The sequence below is a fragment of the Uruburuella testudinis genome (assembly GCF_022870865.1).
Classification (GTDB): Bacteria; Pseudomonadota; Gammaproteobacteria; order Burkholderiales; family Neisseriaceae; genus Neisseria; species Neisseria testudinis.
This window is the reverse complement of record NZ_CP091508.1, coordinates 982,463-999,522: the sequence shown is the minus strand read 5'-3', so window position 1 is coordinate 999,522 and position 17,060 is coordinate 982,463. Positions and strand designations below refer to the sequence as shown.

At 55.0% G+C, this 17,060-nt stretch carries 17 protein-coding genes; 1 reads left to right on the top strand and 16 read right to left on the bottom strand.

Going from position 1 to position 17,060, the window contains the following annotated elements:
* Positions 1–224 precede the first annotated feature (224 nt).
* On the top strand, positions 225–734 hold the full coding sequence (locus LVJ83_RS04500) for a hemerythrin domain-containing protein (RefSeq protein WP_244786729.1): 510 nt from the start codon (positions 225–227) through the stop codon (positions 732–734).
* Between the two features lie 354 nt (positions 735–1,088).
* On the opposite strand, the gene LVJ83_RS04495 is transcribed toward LVJ83_RS04500, so the two are convergent.
* From LVJ83_RS04495 to recG, 16 genes are all read right to left on the bottom strand, one after another.
* Positions 1,089–1,883, bottom strand: a complete 795-nt coding sequence (locus tag LVJ83_RS04495; RefSeq protein WP_244786727.1) for an ABC transporter ATP-binding protein — start codon at positions 1,881–1,883, stop codon at positions 1,089–1,091.
* On the bottom strand, positions 1,880–2,782 hold the full coding sequence (locus LVJ83_RS04490) for an ABC transporter permease (protein WP_244786725.1): 903 nt from the start codon (positions 2,780–2,782) through the stop codon (positions 1,880–1,882). Before LVJ83_RS04490 ends, LVJ83_RS04495 begins: the two co-directional genes overlap by 4 nt.
* 239 nt (positions 2,783–3,021) lie before the next feature.
* A complete protein-coding gene (locus LVJ83_RS04485) occupies positions 3,022–4,026 on the bottom strand; it encodes an ABC transporter substrate-binding protein (RefSeq protein WP_244786724.1) in 1,005 nt (334 codons plus the stop codon).
* Between the two features lie 346 nt (positions 4,027–4,372).
* A complete protein-coding gene (locus LVJ83_RS04480; protein WP_244787648.1) occupies positions 4,373–5,197 on the bottom strand; it encodes an undecaprenyl-diphosphate phosphatase in 825 nt (274 codons plus the stop codon).
* Between the two features lie 288 nt (positions 5,198–5,485).
* On the bottom strand, positions 5,486–6,187 hold the full coding sequence (locus LVJ83_RS04475) for a thiol:disulfide interchange protein DsbA/DsbL (RefSeq protein WP_244786722.1): 702 nt from the start codon (positions 6,185–6,187) through the stop codon (positions 5,486–5,488).
* A 59-nt stretch (positions 6,188–6,246) separates the two neighbouring features.
* On the bottom strand, positions 6,247–6,675 hold the full coding sequence (locus tag LVJ83_RS04470; protein WP_244786719.1) for a VOC family protein: 429 nt from the start codon (positions 6,673–6,675) through the stop codon (positions 6,247–6,249).
* A gap of 20 nt (positions 6,676–6,695) precedes the next feature.
* Complete coding sequence (locus LVJ83_RS04465) at positions 6,696–7,442, bottom strand: SPOR domain-containing protein (RefSeq protein ID WP_244786717.1); 747 nt, start codon at positions 7,440–7,442, stop codon at positions 6,696–6,698.
* A 285-nt stretch (positions 7,443–7,727) separates the two neighbouring features.
* Positions 7,728–9,224, bottom strand: coding sequence for a YifB family Mg chelatase-like AAA ATPase (locus tag LVJ83_RS04460; RefSeq protein WP_244786715.1), 1,497 nt, complete (start codon positions 9,222–9,224; stop codon positions 7,728–7,730).
* Between the two features lie 18 nt (positions 9,225–9,242).
* A complete protein-coding gene (locus LVJ83_RS04455) occupies positions 9,243–9,533 on the bottom strand; it encodes an accessory factor UbiK family protein (RefSeq protein ID WP_244786713.1) in 291 nt (96 codons plus the stop codon).
* Positions 9,534–9,705: 172 nt separating this feature from the next.
* Positions 9,706–10,137: a hypothetical protein gene (locus LVJ83_RS04450; protein ID WP_244786710.1), complete on the bottom strand. Its 432-nt coding sequence runs from the start codon at positions 10,135–10,137 to the stop codon at positions 9,706–9,708.
* Between the two features lie 20 nt (positions 10,138–10,157).
* The gene (locus tag LVJ83_RS04445) at positions 10,158–10,961 is read right to left on the bottom strand and encodes an NUDIX domain-containing protein (protein WP_244786708.1); all 804 of its coding nucleotides are present in this window, start codon (positions 10,959–10,961) and stop codon (positions 10,158–10,160) included.
* A gap of 34 nt (positions 10,962–10,995) precedes the next feature.
* The gene (gene acpS, locus LVJ83_RS04440; RefSeq protein WP_244786706.1) at positions 10,996–11,373 is read right to left on the bottom strand and encodes a holo-ACP synthase; all 378 of its coding nucleotides are present in this window, start codon (positions 11,371–11,373) and stop codon (positions 10,996–10,998) included.
* Positions 11,374–11,451: 78 nt separating this feature from the next.
* The gene (pdxJ, locus tag LVJ83_RS04435; protein ID WP_244786704.1) at positions 11,452–12,183 is read right to left on the bottom strand and encodes a pyridoxine 5'-phosphate synthase; all 732 of its coding nucleotides are present in this window, start codon (positions 12,181–12,183) and stop codon (positions 11,452–11,454) included.
* Positions 12,184–12,359: 176 nt separating this feature from the next.
* On the bottom strand, positions 12,360–13,106 hold the full coding sequence (recO, locus tag LVJ83_RS04430) for a DNA repair protein RecO (protein WP_244786702.1): 747 nt from the start codon (positions 13,104–13,106) through the stop codon (positions 12,360–12,362).
* Positions 13,107–13,301: 195 nt separating this feature from the next.
* Positions 13,302–14,582, bottom strand: coding sequence for a tetratricopeptide repeat protein (locus LVJ83_RS04425; RefSeq protein WP_244786700.1), 1,281 nt, complete (start codon positions 14,580–14,582; stop codon positions 13,302–13,304).
* Positions 14,583–14,687: 105 nt separating this feature from the next.
* Positions 14,688–16,727: an ATP-dependent DNA helicase RecG gene (recG, locus tag LVJ83_RS04420; RefSeq protein WP_244786698.1), complete on the bottom strand. Its 2,040-nt coding sequence runs from the start codon at positions 16,725–16,727 to the stop codon at positions 14,688–14,690.
* Positions 16,728–17,060: the final 333 nt, after the last annotated feature.

Genomic DNA, 17,060 nt, shown 5'->3' with positions numbered 1-17,060 from the left:
CGGCAGCTGAAGCCATAAAACGATTTTATTAATCGATACAGCAACTTAATCATTCCACTATATTACCCGCCCCGCCGGCTTATTTGCGGAACCAGTATAAAAACGCCCCTCCTTGCCTCAAGCCGTCTGAAACGGTATCGGCAGGCATTTTGAATTGAATATGCTATCCCGAGATAGCCTGCGGTGCGCAAAAGCGTTATCATATGGCTTAAAAGGAGTTTGATATGAATCTTTTTGATACCCGCAGTGTAACCTTTGCCGAGCCGATTGATATGCTCTATGCCTGCCACGGCAAAGTGCGCCGCTTTTGCGAACAAGTGAAGCTGCTGCCCGACTATATCAATAAACACGGCCGCAACGATATTGTGTTGCAAACCATCCGACAGATCAGCCAATATTTCAACGTAGCCGCGCCGCTGCACCATGAAGATGAAGAGCAGGATTATTTTCCGCTGCTGCTGCAATACGCGCCCGAAGCGCAGCCAGACATCAACGAGCTTTTACGCCAACACGAAAGCCTGCATGCAAATTGGACGGCGGTGGAAACAGAATTCGACAAACTGCGCAACCACCCCGATTATCGGCCCGATACCGCCATATTGAAACGCTTCACCGCCGGCTATGATGCGCATTTGGCCATTGAAGAGCCGCTGTTTGACTTGGGCAAACAAAAAATACCGCCGCAGAAACTGGCTGAAATCGGTAAAATTATGGCCGCCCGCAGGCGCGCTTAAGCAACCATGGATAAACAACATATCAAAGGCCGTCTGAACGTTTCAGACGGCCTTTGAGCCATTTTAAACTTTTGCAAAATGCCTGTGAACGTGCAAAAGTATCAATGTGTTAAAACAACCTGACCCGCAGCGGTTTGCGCACGAAAGCTAAACCGCCCCAGGGTGTCTTGATAATTCTGAATTGCCAGGCTCCTAGGGTATCCTGACAATTCATATATCATCATCTTTTTTGTGCTAAAAGCACATCTGCTGCGTTAAAAAGCTTCGCAAGATGTCCAATCTTGCTGCGTTTTTTGCCTGGCATCTGCACTTTTATCACAAAAAATCTGAATAATTCTGAATGGTCAGGACACCCTAGTCAAGCAGCAAAGCATCATCCGCCACTTTTTCACCACGCGTCTGCTCAAACATATGCAGCAAATCGGGCACATCCATGCCGGTGCGCTTGTCGCCGCTCACGTCCAGCACCACCTGCCCCTGATGCAGCATCACTGTGCGGCTGCCGTGGTCGAGCGCCTGGCGCATTGAATGGGTAACCATCATGGCGGTCAAGCCGTTTTCATGCACGATTTGATCGGTGAGGTTCATCACAAATGCAGCGGTTTTCGGATCAAGCGCGGCGGTATGCTCGTCCAACAGCAAAATTTTGCTGGGCTGCAAACTGGCCATCAGCAGGCTCACGGCCTGGCGCTGGCCGCCTGAAAGCAAGCCCATGCGGTCGGTCAGGCGGTTTTCCAAACCCAAATTGAGCATGGCCAGCTTGTGGCGGAAAAGCTCGCGGTTTTCTTTATTTAAGGCCAAACCCAAATGGCGTTTACGGCCGCGCTTATAAGCCAACGCCATATTTTCTTCAATACTGAGCGCTTCGCAGGTGCCCGCCATCGGGTCTTGAAACACACGCGCCACCAAGTGCGCGCGCTTGTGGGCCGGCAGCCGGGTAACGTCGGTGCCGTTGATGACGATGCTGCCCGAATCCACCGGCAAGGCGCCGCTGACAGCATTCAAAAACGTCGATTTACCCGCGCCGTTGCTGCCGATAACGGTAACAAACTCGCCATCGGCAATTTGCAGGCTCATGCCGCGCAAAGCGCGATTTTCAATCGGTGTGCCGGCATTGAAGGTAATTTTAAGATTGTCGGCGCGCATCATGATATTTGTTTCCTTTTCAACCAACGTTTGATATGGGGCATGCGCAGGGCAATCACTACCAGAACGGCAGTCAGCAGGTTTAAATCTTGCGGGCCGAAACCGATATCGCGCAAAGTATCGCTGCCCAAGGCCAGTGCGATAAACCAGCGGTAAAGCACCGCCCCTACAATCACCGACAACACCACCACCGCGATGCGCTTACTCGGCAGCAGCGTTTCACCGATAATCACCGCTGCCAAGCCGATAACAATAGTGCCCACACCGATAGAAATATCCGCCCCGCCCTGGGTTTGCACAAACAGCGCGCCGCCCAGCGCAATCAGCGCATTGGAAATGGCCATGCCGATAATAATCATTTTGGAAGTGCCCACGCCCTGCGCCCGTGCCATACGGCTGTTGGCACCGGTGGCGCGCATGCTCAAACCGGCTTCGGTCGCAAAAAACCAGTCTAACAATAATTTTGCCGCCAACACAAAACCCAACACAATCAGCGGCTGCACCCAATATTGATTACTGAAATCAGCCGCTACAAAGGGGCTGAACACGGTTTGCTCGCCAATCAGCGGCAGATTGGGCGCGCCCATAATGCGCAGGTTGACCGAATAAAGTGCCACCATCACCAAAATACTGGCCAACAGCTGCAAAATACCTAACGACACATGCAGCCAGGCGGTGACCACACCGGCCGCTGCCCCCGCAGCCATACCGGCGGCACATGCCAGCCACGGATTCATACCGCCGACAATACACACTGCCGCTACAGCACCGCCAAGCGGAAAGCTGCCGTCGGCAGTCAGATCGGGAAAATCAAGAATGCGGAATGAAATCAGCACGCCCATCGCCACTAGGGCATAAATCAGGCCGCTTTCAAATGCACCGAATAAAGCTTCAACAGACATAATAAAATTTCTTTGTTATAACAGAAAACTCCAGTTTATACCCATTCGCAAAAATAGCCGGCAAGGCGGCGAGCCAACGCTGTCAGGTTGTGTTGGTGAATGGATATCATACTGCCTTGCAGCATGGGCGGGCTTTTCTGCTATATGGTTAAACAAATAAAATAGAAAGGCCGTCTGAAAACAAACCTTACCCTGTTGCCACAGGTTTCAGACGGCCTCATGCTATGATTCGCGTACGGCTATTCCTGCACTTCGGCAGCTTCCTGCAACACCTCGTCGGAAAGGGTGATGCCTTGCTCGGCCGCATGTTTCTTGCTCACAATCAAATCCAGCTTGTCCATGCGGGCAGAGGGAATCTCGCCTGCCGGTGTGCCTTTCAGAATACGCGCCACCGTGTCGCCGGTTTTCCGGCCCAAGTCGAAATAATTCACGCCCAAAGCCGCAACAGCACCGCGTGCAACCGAGCCGGTATCGGAAGCCACCAGCGGCAGTTTGTTTTCCACAGCCACTTTATACAGCGACTCAAATGACGACACCACATTGTTATCCAACGAGGTATAAATCACATCGGCTTTGCCTTTCAAGCTGCGCGCTGCAGTCGGCACATCCACGCTCCGTTGTGCCGGTGCGGCATCTACCCGGATATTTTCACCTGCCAACGCCGCTTTGAGCTGATCGAACACAATCGCAGAATTCACTTCGCCCGGGCTGTAAACATAGCCTATCGATTTCAGATTAGGAATAATTTTCTTCATCAAGTCGATTTGCGGTGCCAGCGGCAATTCGTCAGATACACCGGTTACATTGGTGTTTGAAGCCTCCCAGCCCGGCACCAGCTTGGCCGCTACCGGGTCGGTAACCGCCGCATACACAATCGGAATCGACTTGGTGGCGGCCACCATCGATTGCGCGCTGGGTGTGGCAATCGCCACAATCACGTCCGGCTTGTCGCCGACAAATTTTTTGGCAATCTGCCCTGCCGTTGCCGTGCTGCCTTGTGCGGTTTGAAAGTCGACCTGCAAATTTTTGCCTTCTTCAAAGCCTTGTGCTTTTAATTCTTCCAGCACCCCCTTGCGCACATTATCCAGCGCCGGATGCTCCACAATGGCCGTAATCGCTACTTTTTTAACCTCGCCCGATGCCGGTGCCGCAGCCGTGCCGCTTTTTTGCTCTGCCGGCGAACAGGCGGCCAACAACACGGCCAGCATGCCCAATGCCGGTTTGGCAGGGATGTGAAACTTCATAATGCCTATCCTTTTGCACATTTTTCAATCTTCGGAATATTAGGCTAAAAAATCGGAAAATGCACTTCGTAAAGGCTTGTAAACTCCGATGCACCACCCGATTACGGCGTAGGAAATATTAGCAACAAGCCGATAAAAAGCGCATTATGCCAATCAGCAGCGCAACAGCAACACTTGTTGGCACTGGTTTTATCAGTTGGGCAAAAATATGGTTATTACAACCAAACAGGCCGTCTGAATATTCAGACGGCCACATCAGGACACCCTAGCAAAACCAGTCCTCTTCAAGCACAGGCAAATCAACGCCATTGGATTATTGTTGTGAATGAGTATTAAACGAAGATGGTTATGCGTTCCAGTCTACCCAGCCCATAGCCCATGTCAGCAGCACCAGGCCGCCGAAAATGATGCGGTAATAGGCAAAAGGCACATAATTTTTGCTGGATACAAATTTCAATAATGCTTTAACCGCCAGCAAACCGGCAAAAAAAGCAGCCACGAAGCCCACCGCAATCAAGCCGATATCTTCGGCGGTAAACAGGCTGTAATGCTTAAGCACATCATAAGTGGTGGCGGCAATCATCACCGGCACGGCCAGAAAAAATGAAAACTCGGTGGCAACTTTACGCTCCAAGCCCCACAGCATGCCGCCCATGATGGTACTGCCCGAACGCGAAGTGCCCGGCACCAATGCGCAAATCTGCGCCAAACCCACCACCAGCGCATCTCGCATTTTCATGTCGTCTACATGCATCACTTTCGGCGGCCGTGTGCTTTGGCGCCGCTCCACCCACAAAATAAAAAATCCGCCCAACACCAAAGCCGTGGCTACGGTCAGCGGGTTAAACAACACTTCTTTAATCTGCTTGCTGAAAATCAGCCCCACCACAGCTGCCGGAATAAAAGCCACAATCAGGTTTACCACAAAGCGGTTAACCGCCGGATCTTTGCCGATATGGGTCAGCACATGCGTGAAACGGCTGCGGTATTCAAAAATCACCGCCAATACCGCACCAAGCTGGATGGCGATTTCAAACACTTTGCCCTTACTGTGGAAATTCAATAAGTCGCCGAATACAATCAAATGCCCGGTGCTCGACACCGGCAGAAATTCGGTCAACCCTTCGATAATGCCCAAAATCAGGGCTTTAAACAACAACACAATATCCATAAACACCTATTCTTCCTACTGCTTTGAAATCCACTCCAACTGTCGGTGCAACAGCACCGCATCAGACCGCAGCGTATGATAGCGCCGTTTTACCGCATCTTCTTAAAGGGCGATTAAGCGGTCATCCTATTTTTCAGACGGCCACCATTATCATCGGCCAAAAAGCTTCAGGCAGCCTGCAAGGATATCCCAGGCTGCCTGACACCCATTCATCAAACTGAGCCGGCTGCATCAACCTGCAACCTTGCCGGCTTAGTTTCCGAATAGATACGAATCATTGACACACGTTTATTGGTTGGCGGTTTTGGCAAACGAAGCGCCTTTGCTTTTCAAAGCAGAAGCCGCCTTGGCTGCCGGCGCTTTCATGCCGCGTTCGCTGCGCACTTTTGCCACCAGCTCATCAATGGTTTTCATGCCGGCCTGCCAGTCGCCGGTGAATTTCACCTGATATTTGCCGCCCACAATCACAGTGGGCGTGCCGCTGATTTGATAGGTGTTGGTCAGTTCTTCCATTTTTTTGGCTTGAGCCTGATTGCTGAACGAATCATAAGCGGCAATCAGCTTTTTACCGTCAAAGCTTTTTTGACTTTCAGCCCACTGTTTGAATGTTGCCGAATCGGCCAAATTGATTTTTTGGGCATAAACCGCTTCAAACACCGCCGGATTTGCCTGGTATTTCAAACCCGACTGGTTAACCGCTGCCGCCACACGAGCCAAACCCAGCATGTCCGGCTGCCACACCACATGTTCGGTGCGCAAATAAGTGTCGGCCGGGAAGCTGCGGGCATGCTTCAGCAATACCGGGTCGAGATGGTAGCAATGCACGCAAAAATAACCGAAAAATTCCAACACTTCGATTTTGTCTGCCTGTGTTTGCGGAATAGGTTTGGCCAATACGGTGTAATCCTGCCCCTCGACCGGCGCGGCGTAAGCTTGAGCGGCCAAGCCGAAAGTAACGGCAGCGGCCAACAGCAGAGGTTTCAATTTCATATTTTTATCCTTTAACAACATTAATTGATGCGGTTTGTCTGGTTTTCAAAGCCATATTTTCAGACGGCCTCAAGCGGTGGCCGCTCGGGTGCGCCTTTTAATTCTACAATGTTCCCTTCCGGGTCGGTAATAAAAATCGAAGGCCCGAAGCCGTCGCCGCCATAACGCACGGCAGGCTCCTCCATTCGGATGCCGTGCGCCTGAAGATGGGCGGTCAGCAAAGCTTCGTCAAACGGCTCGATGCGCAGGCAGAAATGCTCGAGATTGGCATGTTCGGGCAGAGGCTCGCCGCTTCTGGCCTGCCCCAACGGTTTGTCGATGGGGGCAAAATCAATAATCGAACGCCCTGCCCGCAGCTGGATCAAACCCAAATCGGTTAACTCACGCTCCAATGTACAGCCCAACACCTTGCAGTAAAAATCCAGCATACGTTGGCGGTTGCGGATGCGCAGCACCACATGGTCAATGCCTAGAATTTCAAATGCCATCACGCGCCGCCCTCAATATTTTATTTCACCGAACGGGCAAAACTGTCGATACCGTTTTGCTGCAAAGTTTTCCGGGTGCGGTCGGCATCGGCTTTGCTCAAGCGGCCGCTTTGCACGCGATAAACCGGCTTGCCGTTTACCGTGGCTTCGCTGACGTTTGAAGACACACCCATCATGGCCAGCTTGGCACGGTGTGCTTCAGCACTTTGACGGTCGCCGAACGAGCCCATCTGCACCACCAAACGGCCTGAAGTTGCAGCGCCGACCGATGCCTGCGGTTTGCTTTGCGCTTTTTCGGCCTGCGCGTCTTTACGTGCTTTTTCGATACTGCCACTGTTCAGAATTTGCTCGGGTGTGGGCTTAGCAGCCGGTTTCGGCTCGGCTTTTTTCTCGGCAGGCTTGGCTGCCGGCTTGGCGGCTTGAGGCTTCGGCTCTACGCGCGGTTGCTCACGGCGCACAGGCGGCGCGGCCGGGGTTACGGCACTGGCAGCTTCGTCGGTTTGCTGTTCCAAAATAAAATCGCCCAACACATCAGAGGCTGAAAAATCTTCGGCACTGGCCGGCACTTGCGGCACAGATGCAGGCAAGCTGTCTTTCGGCACCAAAACTTCCGGCGGCGGCGGCAATTCTTTCTGCACTTCTTCTTTAAATGCTTTTTTATTGCTTTGGTTGAGGAAAAACAGCACGCCGGCAATCACCAGCGTGGCCAGCAGCAAGCCCAGCACAAAGCCCGAAAGGCCTTTACCATATTGTTTTTTTGCGTTCATAAAACACCTTATTTCTATATTATTCAAGCCGCAGCCGATGCCGTTAACCGCCTGTTCTAGAGTGCCCTGACAATTCGATTTATAAGGGGATTTTTGTTCCTGGAAATGCAGACGCCAGGCAAAAAACGCAGCAAGATTGGACATCTTGCGAGGCTTTTTAACGCAGCAGATGCGTTTTCAGGGGCAAAATACACCCGCAAATCGAATTGTCAGGATACCCTAACCCTTACGGCCGATATCTTAACGGTGCATTCTAGCAACATCTCATACTTTGGGCAAAAGCCCTTACAAAGCGCGACGGAAACTTACCGCGCGTAACACATGCGTGCGCCCGACCGCTTCATCTCCGGCCAAATCGGCCAAAGTGCGCGCCACCCGCATAATGCGGTGAAAACTGCGTGCAGAAAGCGACAGCTTTTCCAGCAACTCGCCCAGCGCCTGTTTGGCCTCCTTACTGACCATGGCAACATCATCCAGTTCCGTCACACTCAAGGCCGCATTGACTTTGCCCTGGCGTGTATATTGAGCCTCTCGCGCCGTCTGCACCCGTGCCAGCACATCAGCACTGCATTCGCCCGCCTGCTGCTGTATCAGCTCTGCTGCCGACAAGGCCGGCACTTCAATGGTCAGATCGATACGGTCGAGCAAGGGGCCGGAAATTTTACTGCGGTAACGGGCAATGCTTTCGGGGGTGCAGCGGCAAGGCTTGGCGGGATGACCGAGATAGCCGCACGGGCAGGGGTTCATTGCCGCCACCAATTGAAACTTGGCCGGATACACGGCCTGACGGGCGGCGCGGGAAATATGGATTTCGCCGTTTTCGAGCGGTTCGCGCAGCACTTCCAGCACTTTGCGGTCGAATTCGGGCAATTCGTCTAAAAACAATACGCCGTGATGTGCCAACGAAATTTCACCCGGGCGCGGATCAGAACCGCCGCCCACCATTGCCGCCGAGCTGGCGCTGTGATGCGGCGAGCGGAACGGGCGGCTGCGGCTCAAATCCTGTTGGTATTGCGGCAGCAGCGAGCGCAGCGCCCACACGGAAATCAATTCGTCTTCCGTCAGCGGCGGTAAAATACCAGGCAGCCGTTGCGCCAGCATCGATTTCCCTGTGCCCGGCGGCCCCATCATTAAGAGGCTGTGGCCGCCGGCAGCGGCGATTTCCAGCGCCAGCCGGGCGGTGTGCTGCCCTTTAACATCTTGCAAATCGGGCAATGTTCCGTTTTCAGACGGCCTGTCATCAATATCCGCCTGTGTTTGCGCCAACGGCTCTATGCCGTTGAGATGCGCCGCGACCTGCCCCAGGCTTTCGGCGCCAAACACAGCAATCCCCTGCATCACCGCTGCCTGTTCGGCATTATCGGCAGGCAGCACAAACGCCCTGCCCGCCTGCATGCCCTGCCAGGCCATCGCCAACGAACCGCGCACGGGGCGCAATGCGCCCGACAAGGCCAACTCGCCGGCAAACTCATATAAAGCCAGTTGGTCGGGCGCAATCTGGCCGGAAGCCGCCAACACACCCAGTGCAATCGGCAAATCGAAGCGCCCCGATTCTTTCGGCAAATCGGCAGGAGCAAGGTTAACCGTGATTTTTTTGGCCGGAAAATCAAAGCCGCTCTGAATAATCGCCGCCCGCACTCGGTCGCGGCTTTCCTTCACTTCGGTATCGGGCAGCCCGACAATATTGAACGCAGGCAGGCCGTTGGCCAAGTGGGCTTCCACTTCCACCAACGGCGCCTGCATGCCGCTTAGGGCGCGGCTGTAGATAACGGCTAAAGACATGCGCGTGCAAACGGCCTGTTAGTCTTTTTGCTCAGGCACTTCGGCCACTTCGTCGGGATCTGTCGGCACAACCTCAAGCTCGGGGCCTTCGAGTTTGGCCAAACGGGCTTCCAGCTCCGCCAGTTTGGTGCGGGTTTTGATCAACACCTGCTGCTGGATATCGAATTCTTCGCGGGTCACCAAATCCATGCGGTTAAATGCGCTGCCGAGCATGGCTTTGACATTTTTTTCCACATCTTTGGCCGGGCTGTTGGCAATGGTTTCGCTCAGTTTGGCCGACACTTCTTCAAAGATTTTTTTACCGATCATGGTTTGATACTCCTTATGGGTTTGGTTTTGGCATTGTATAGCGATTCAGGCCGTCTGAAAACAATATCGCCGCAACCTCTGCTTTCAGACGGCCTGATTGGATGATATCGCCGTTTAACTTGATGATTATTTCGCCAATCGGCCGCTTTGGTATGATCATTAAATTTAACGGCTATCGGGCGGCAAATCCGACCTGATAAACTTTTTTGCCGATATGGATGTCGGCCAGATAATCGTGCCGGTTTTGCACGCACACAGGCAGGCGGATTTGTGCGGCACGCCAACTGCCGTCGGGTTGGCGCACCAATTTATAGCGGTTGAAGCCCATGTCCATATCTTTCATGGTAAAGCTGACAAACACTTCTTGCACCGCCGCATCAACGCCGCGCAATTCAATATCAAACGGCGCTTTGGCATACACTTGATCGCTGAATTTCAACTGCATACCGCCGGGCAGCACACAGCCTTGGTGCACATTGCATTGCGCCTGGTCCAACACCGTGCGTGCGGGCTGACTATTTTGCCACCACAGCAGCGACACCACTTTTACCGCGGCAAAAGCCAGCAGCAATACCGCAATCAACAGCTTTTTGTTTCGTGACATATTCATCTTTCAGACGGCCTTCACACCGGCGCCGTTTCATCGTTCAACACCAGCGCATGCACACCTGCCGCGCGCCAACGTTCGGCAAAACGGCGCATCAAGGCCGCATCCGCATACACCGCCAACGGCAGCGACACGCCCTCGGTCAGGAGCGCACACACTGCTTCGGCTGCCGTATTGTCTGCCACCCGCCACAACACCACATCGGCATCCTGCACGCGCGGCCATTGCGCAGCCTCGTCAATCACTGCCCATACACTTTTCGCCTCGGGCAGTTTGCCGCGCCGCGCCAATTCGTTCTCATCAATCCACACATTTTCATGATGCGGCTCCGCTTGTGCAAACGGCACGACACGGTATTCACCCATGCGGTTTTCGCCGCGCAAACCCGTGTTCAGACGGCCAAACAGCTCGGTCGGCACCGCCAGCGCTTTCAATAAGGCATCATTGGCGGGCAACATCGGCGACACGGTAAAATCGCCCGCCCGCTGCCACGACCATTGCTGCCCTTCTTTCGCCTGCAACCGGCCCGACCAATCATCGGCGGCCACACGGAAAAAGCGCAAATGCACATGCGCATGTTCGTAAGCATGAATCTTGGTCAGCCACGGCACGGCACGGTGAATGGTGATGCCCAGCTCTTCGGCAAATTCGCGTTTGAGCGCATCCATTTCGTTTTCCAACGGCTCGACCTTGCCGCCGGCAAATTCCCAATAACCGGCATACGGCTTGCCTTCGGGGCGCGAGCTTAACAAATAATCGCCATCGTGGTTGAGCACCACGCCGGCAACCACGCGAATTAAGGGGCGGGCATCTTGATTCATGGTTTTCTCACCCTGTTTGGTTTTTCAGACGGCATCATTTTTCGGCCACCACAAACGCCACCACCGTATCTTCTTCATCGCTCATGCTCAGATGCACCTGTTTGATGCCTTGCTTGTCGAGCCATTTTTGCAGCTCGGGCGCACAGATGATTTCGGGCTTGCCCAATTCGTTGTGGCCGATGCTGACGGCGTGAAAAGTCACCGGCGCGCGGATGCCGGTGCCGAGCGCCTTGGCAAACGCTTCTTTGGCGGCAAAGCGCTTGGCCAACACTTTCACCGGGCGGCCGATTCCGGGCCAGTCGTGCATTTCCAGCGGGCTGAGAATGCGTTCGGCAAAGGTTTGGCCGTATTTTTTATACAGTTTTTCAATCCGCTTCACATCAACGATGTCGGTGCCGATTCCGTAAATCATGATTTCTCCTCTGTTGTTGTGTTTCAGACGGCCTTTTTATCGCATTGAGGCCGTCTGATGCTTAATGCTGCACAAATTTCAATACGGCAGCGAGCGTGCTTTAAACATCACTTCTTTCATCTGGCGGACGGCTTCGGGCAGGCCGAGGAAGATGGCTTGTGCGATCAGCGAATGGCCGATGTTTAATTCGTGAATCGCCAAGATCTGCGCAACAGGGGTTACGTTATGGATGGTGAGGCCGTGCCCCGCGTTGACAACCAAACCCAGCTCGCTGCCGAAATGAGCGCCGTTTTCAATCCGCGCCAACTGTTCGGCACGCGCCGCCGGCGTTATAGCATCGGCATAGGCACCGGTGTGCAGCTCGATAACGGGCGCCCCCACATCTTTGGCCGCCTGAATCTGCGCCTCTTCGGCATCGATAAACAGCGACACGCGGATACCGGCTTGGGTGAGCGTGTCGGTAAAAGCAGCGATTTTATCTTGCTGCGCCAACACGTCTAAGCCGCCTTCGGTCGTTACTTCTTCGCGCTTTTCCGGCACGATGCAGACATCTTGCGGCATCACCTTGAGCGCGTTTTCCAGCATTTCTTCCGTGAGCGCCATTTCCAGATTCATGCGCGTGCGGATGGCGTTTTTAATCGCAAACACATCGGCATCTTTGATATGGCGGCGGTCTTCGCGCAGGTGCAGGGTAATCAAATCTGCGCCGTGGGTTTCCGCAACCAGCGCCGCCTCAAGCGGGCTGGGGTAAGTGGTGCCGCGCGCATTGCGCAAAGTGGCCACATGATCGATATTCACGCCTAACAACATGATAATTCCTTTCTTTCTTTTTTCAGACGGCATCAGCCAACCATCGCTGCCACCGCCCGTATTCGGTGCAAACAGCATAACCGGCAAGCGCAGCGGCTGTTATTTCAGACGGCCATCGAGGGCGCTGCATGCCGTTGCCGCTGCCAATCAGCCTGTGCGCGATGCCGGCAATATGCTCAGGCCGTCTGAAAATTTTGCAGCTGCTGCAACACCTGCCGTGATTTGATGCCTTCTGGCAAATAAAAATCCAGCAACATGCGCGTCAGCTGCAAAGCCTGCTGCATATTGCCGCCGCTGCTGAATACGCCGCTGTGCAATTCATGCAAACATGCGCCGCTCACGGCAACGCCGCCGGCTTCGGTTGCCGCCAAGCCCGAAGCTTGGTCAAACCGCAATGCCTGTGCTTGCGGGCGCATCCAATACATGGCGGCTGCATCAACCGGCACGCCGTGTTCGTCTTGCTGCAAATCGGGCGCCAGCCCCAATTCGCTCAGCAGCGCCCATTCGAAACGGCGCAAGGCCGCCACATGATTCGGCTCGACGGCAATGGCCTGCATCACTTCAACCATCGCATCATACAGCTGCGGGTGCGGGTCTTCGCGCGCGGTTAATTTATACACCAGCTCGTTCACATACAAACCGCTGAACAGCGCCCGCTCCTGCGGCTGCCGCCAGCCGCCCAGCCATTCGGCGCGGTGCAGCGTTTTCAATTCCTGCGTGCCGTACCACGATGCGCTTATCGGCACAAACGGCACCAACACGCCGCGCAATTCGCTCTGCCGTTTGCGTGCGCTGCGGGCCAGCACGGCCACGCGCCCGTAACGGCGGCTGAAAATCTCTAACCACAAACTGCTCTCGCGCCAAGGGGTGGCGGTGAGCAGAAAGGCGGGTTCGTGGTTGATGCGGTGGGAAGGTGCGGCCATGTTGTAGAGGGTGTTTGGATTGGCGTTTATTATACTGCAAGGCATCGGCTGCGGCGGGGTTTATTTGCGGCGGTTGCCGTGCGGCTGCATCATGCCCGGTCACCGCCTGAGCATGCTGTAGCTGTATAGGCAGGCCGTCTGAAATCAGTTGCAGACGGCCTTGATAACAGCCGGCCGATGTTTTACAAACCGGCATTACTTCACAATATCCACCGTCAGGCGGCTGTTGCCGTCGGCAAAGCCTTTGGAATAACGGCGCGGAATCTGCCCGCTCACCTGCCCGCCCGCCACCACGCCGTGATAGCTGCATATCCGGCGTTCGGCCTGCACATTAAAGCTGTAATCCCGATTGGGCAGTGGCTGGATTTTGCTGAACAGCGTCCAGCGCACGGGGGTGCCGTCGGCAATATTCACGACAGCGCGGAACACGGCGTTGCCTTCATCGCAGCCCACGTGAAAATGATTGTAGTCAAACGGATCGGTATCAGGGAACGGCGCCGCATCCATAAAGCCAAAAATACGGTCATGGCCTTGCAAACTTTGGCGCACATAAGGCCATATTTTTTCACGCAAAAACCATTGGTCGGCAAAATGGCGCGACGATACGCCGGCGGCCACATAAGCCTCTATTTTGCCGCACATATCAGGCACGGCGCCGGCCACCGCACCCCACAGCCCGGCCAATATCAGCTCGGTGTGGGTGCCGCCGTCGCGCAGGGTGTGAAAGTGTTTGCCGCTTTGCACCCATTCGGCCACGGCACGGGCTTCGCGCGGTGAAATTACCGAATCGGCATCGCGAAACAGCACCCGTTCAGCTTCGGCATCGTCCATCGCCAAAAAACGCCACATAGTGCCCGGCCAATGCTCCCACGCTTGCGCCACCCGCACCACTTCGGCCCCGTTGTCGCGCAGCCGCTGCAATGCATTTTCAGGCACGCTGCCGTCAACATAAAAACGGCACACCCAGCCGGGATACACAGCAGCCGCCAATTCGGTATTCATCACCGCTGGCTCGATATAGGCCGATTGTGCGCCAAACAGTGAAAATGCAATAATCTTTTTGCCTTCACGCGCGGGCGCAAGCGGCGGCAGCTCCGGCAGTTGCGGATGCGCCGCCATCACCTGCCGGTCGCGCAACTGCAAGGCTTGCAGGCCGTAGCGGCGGCAGTTTTGCCAATCTTGCAGGCCGCCGTAAGCGTGTGCCAGCGCATCGAATGAATTGAGGTGCTCGGGGTTGCGTTGCAAAGCCTTTTTGGCGTACTGCGCGCCCTCCTGCCACAAGCCGCCCTTCACCGCCGCCGTTGCCGCATCGCTCAAAGGCGCAACGGCCTGCGGAATCAGCTTGTGCGCCCTGAGGGCATCGTGCATGGCCTCGGCAAACCGCCCGGCCGCCATGTTTTGTTTGAACGCTGCGGAGATGCGGTCGAGCTGCTGCTGGATTTTCAGCTGTTGTTGTGTCAGGCGTTTGGGCTTCACGGCGGTTCCTTTTGTGTTTCAAGCTGTTTCAGACAGCCTGAATGTGATGAGGCCGTCTGAATACGGTTGGGGCGGGTATGATTCGGCGGCTTCCGACTCTGCAGCTTACGCGCCCAGATACTGCTCGCGGCTGGCCAGCCAGCGGCCAAGGTGGGCTTCGACAATATCCGGCCGCTCGTCGATTAAGCGCGGCGCAATGTCGCGGGCGGCTTCGAGCAGGTGCAGGTCTTCTTCCAGATTGGCAAAACGCAGCATCGGCACACCGCTTTGGCGGGCGCCGAGAAATTCGCCCGGGCCGCGGATATTCAAATCCTGGCGGGCGATTTCAAAGCCGTCGGTGTGCTCGTAAATTACTTTCAAACGTGCTTTAGCCAGTTCGCTCAAGGGTTCGGCAAACAGCAACACACAGGCGCTGGCGGCGGCGCCCCGACCGACCCGGCCGCGCAATTGGTGCAGCTGCGCCAAGCCCATACGCTCGGCATGTTCGATTACCATCAGGCTGGCATTGGGCACGTCTACGCCCACTTCAATCACGGTGGTCGCCACCAATACGTTCAGACGGCCTGCGCTGAATTCGGCCATCACTTCGGCTTTTTCGGCCGCTTTCATGCGCCCGTGCACGAGGCCGATTTCCAGCTCGGGTAAGGCCGTCTGAAGCTGCGCCAGCGTTTCGGTAGCGGTTTGCAGTTGCAGCGTTTCGCTCTCTTCAATCAAGGGGCACACCCAATAAACCTGCTGCCCTTTGCGACAGGTGTTGAGCACAAAACCTTCCACTTCGGCACGGCGCAGGCTGTTGACCAAACGCGTTTTGACCGGTGTGCGGTTGGGCGGCAACTCGTCGATGACCGACACATCCAAATCGGCAAAAAAACTCATCGCCAGCGTGCGCGGAATCGGCGTGGCCGACATCATCAGCTGGTGCACATCTTCGCCTTTGTTTTTCAAGGCCAACCGTTGCGCCACGCCGAAGCGGTGTTGCTCGTCAACAATCACAAGGCCGAGATTTTGAAATTGCACGTCATCCTGAAACAGCGCGTGCGTGCCCACTGCAATGGGGGTGAGGCCGTCTGAAAGCGCAGCCTTGGCGGCATCTTTGGCTTTTTTGCGCAAACTGCCCGACAGCCAGGCCACGTTTAAGCCCAGCGGCTCCAGCCATTGCTGGAATTTGAGGTAGTGTTGTTCGGCCAGAATTTCGGTGGGCGCCATCACCGCCACCTGATAGCCGGCTTCGATGGCGGTGAGTGCCGAGAGCGCGGCAACAATGGTTTTGCCGCTGCCGACATCGCCTTGCAGCAAGCGGTGCATCGGAAACGTTTGCGCCATATCGGCACGGATTTCCGCCAACACGCGCCCTTGTGCGCGGGTGAGCGCAAACGGCAAAGCATTCAGCAGCTTATCTGCCAACGCGCCCGTGCCGTGCAACGATTTGGCGTGGCCGCCGATACGCTTTTGCCGCGCCAGCCGCATAGATAGCTGTTGTGCCAGCAATTCATCGAATTTCAAACGCTGCCATGCAGGCAGGGTGCCGTCTGAAAGCTGGCGGATGGTGTATTCGGGCGGCGGCGCGTGCAGCAGGCGCAGGCTTTCGGCCAGATGCGGCAGCTTCAGACGGCCTAACAATTCATCGGGCAAGGTGTCGTGCAGGGGAATACTCTCTAAGGCCGTCTGAACCACACGCCGCAACGTGGGCTGGTTGAGGCCGTTGACGGTGGGGTAAACCGGCGTGAGGCTTTCGGCCAGCCCGCTGTTTTCGGCATCGCGGATTTTCGGGTGAATCATTTCATCGCCGAAAAAACCGTGTTTGATTTCGCCCACCGCACGGATGCGCTTGCCCACTGCCATCTGCTTTTGATGGCTGGCGTAAAAATGGATAAACCGCAAAAACAACACGCTGCCCGAGCCATCCTGAATTTGCACAATCAGCTGCTTGCGCGGCTTGAATTGCACTTCTTGATGCAGCACCACGCCTTCCACCTGGCACGGCACACCCACCGGCGCATCGGCAATCGGCGTGATGTGGGTTTCGTCTTCATAGCGCAAAGGCAGATGCAGAGCCACTTCCCAAGGCGTATTGAGATGCAGCTTGGCCAGTTTTTTGGCTGTAACGTCGGTAATTTTCAACAGCTTCTGATATTCGGGGGTCATTGAGAAAATGGCAGTCGTGGTTTCAGACGGCCATTTTAAACGATTTCAGCCGATTAAGCTTCAACAGCGCCGGCAGATAGGCGGCCGGCACAGCCATGAGTCTTCTAGGGTGTCCTGATGTGTCGTTTATGAGGGGATTTTTATTCCTGGAAATGCAGATGCCAGGCAAAAAATCTGAATAATTCTGAATTGTCAGAATACCCTAGGCCGTCTGAAACGCCGGCAGAGTGCGCAATCTTTCAGACGGCCTTTTCATGTAAATTCTTATATATCAAAATCTTATCTAAACCAACATCTGCTCAAACACCGCTGCCCCATCCGCCGCCATACAAA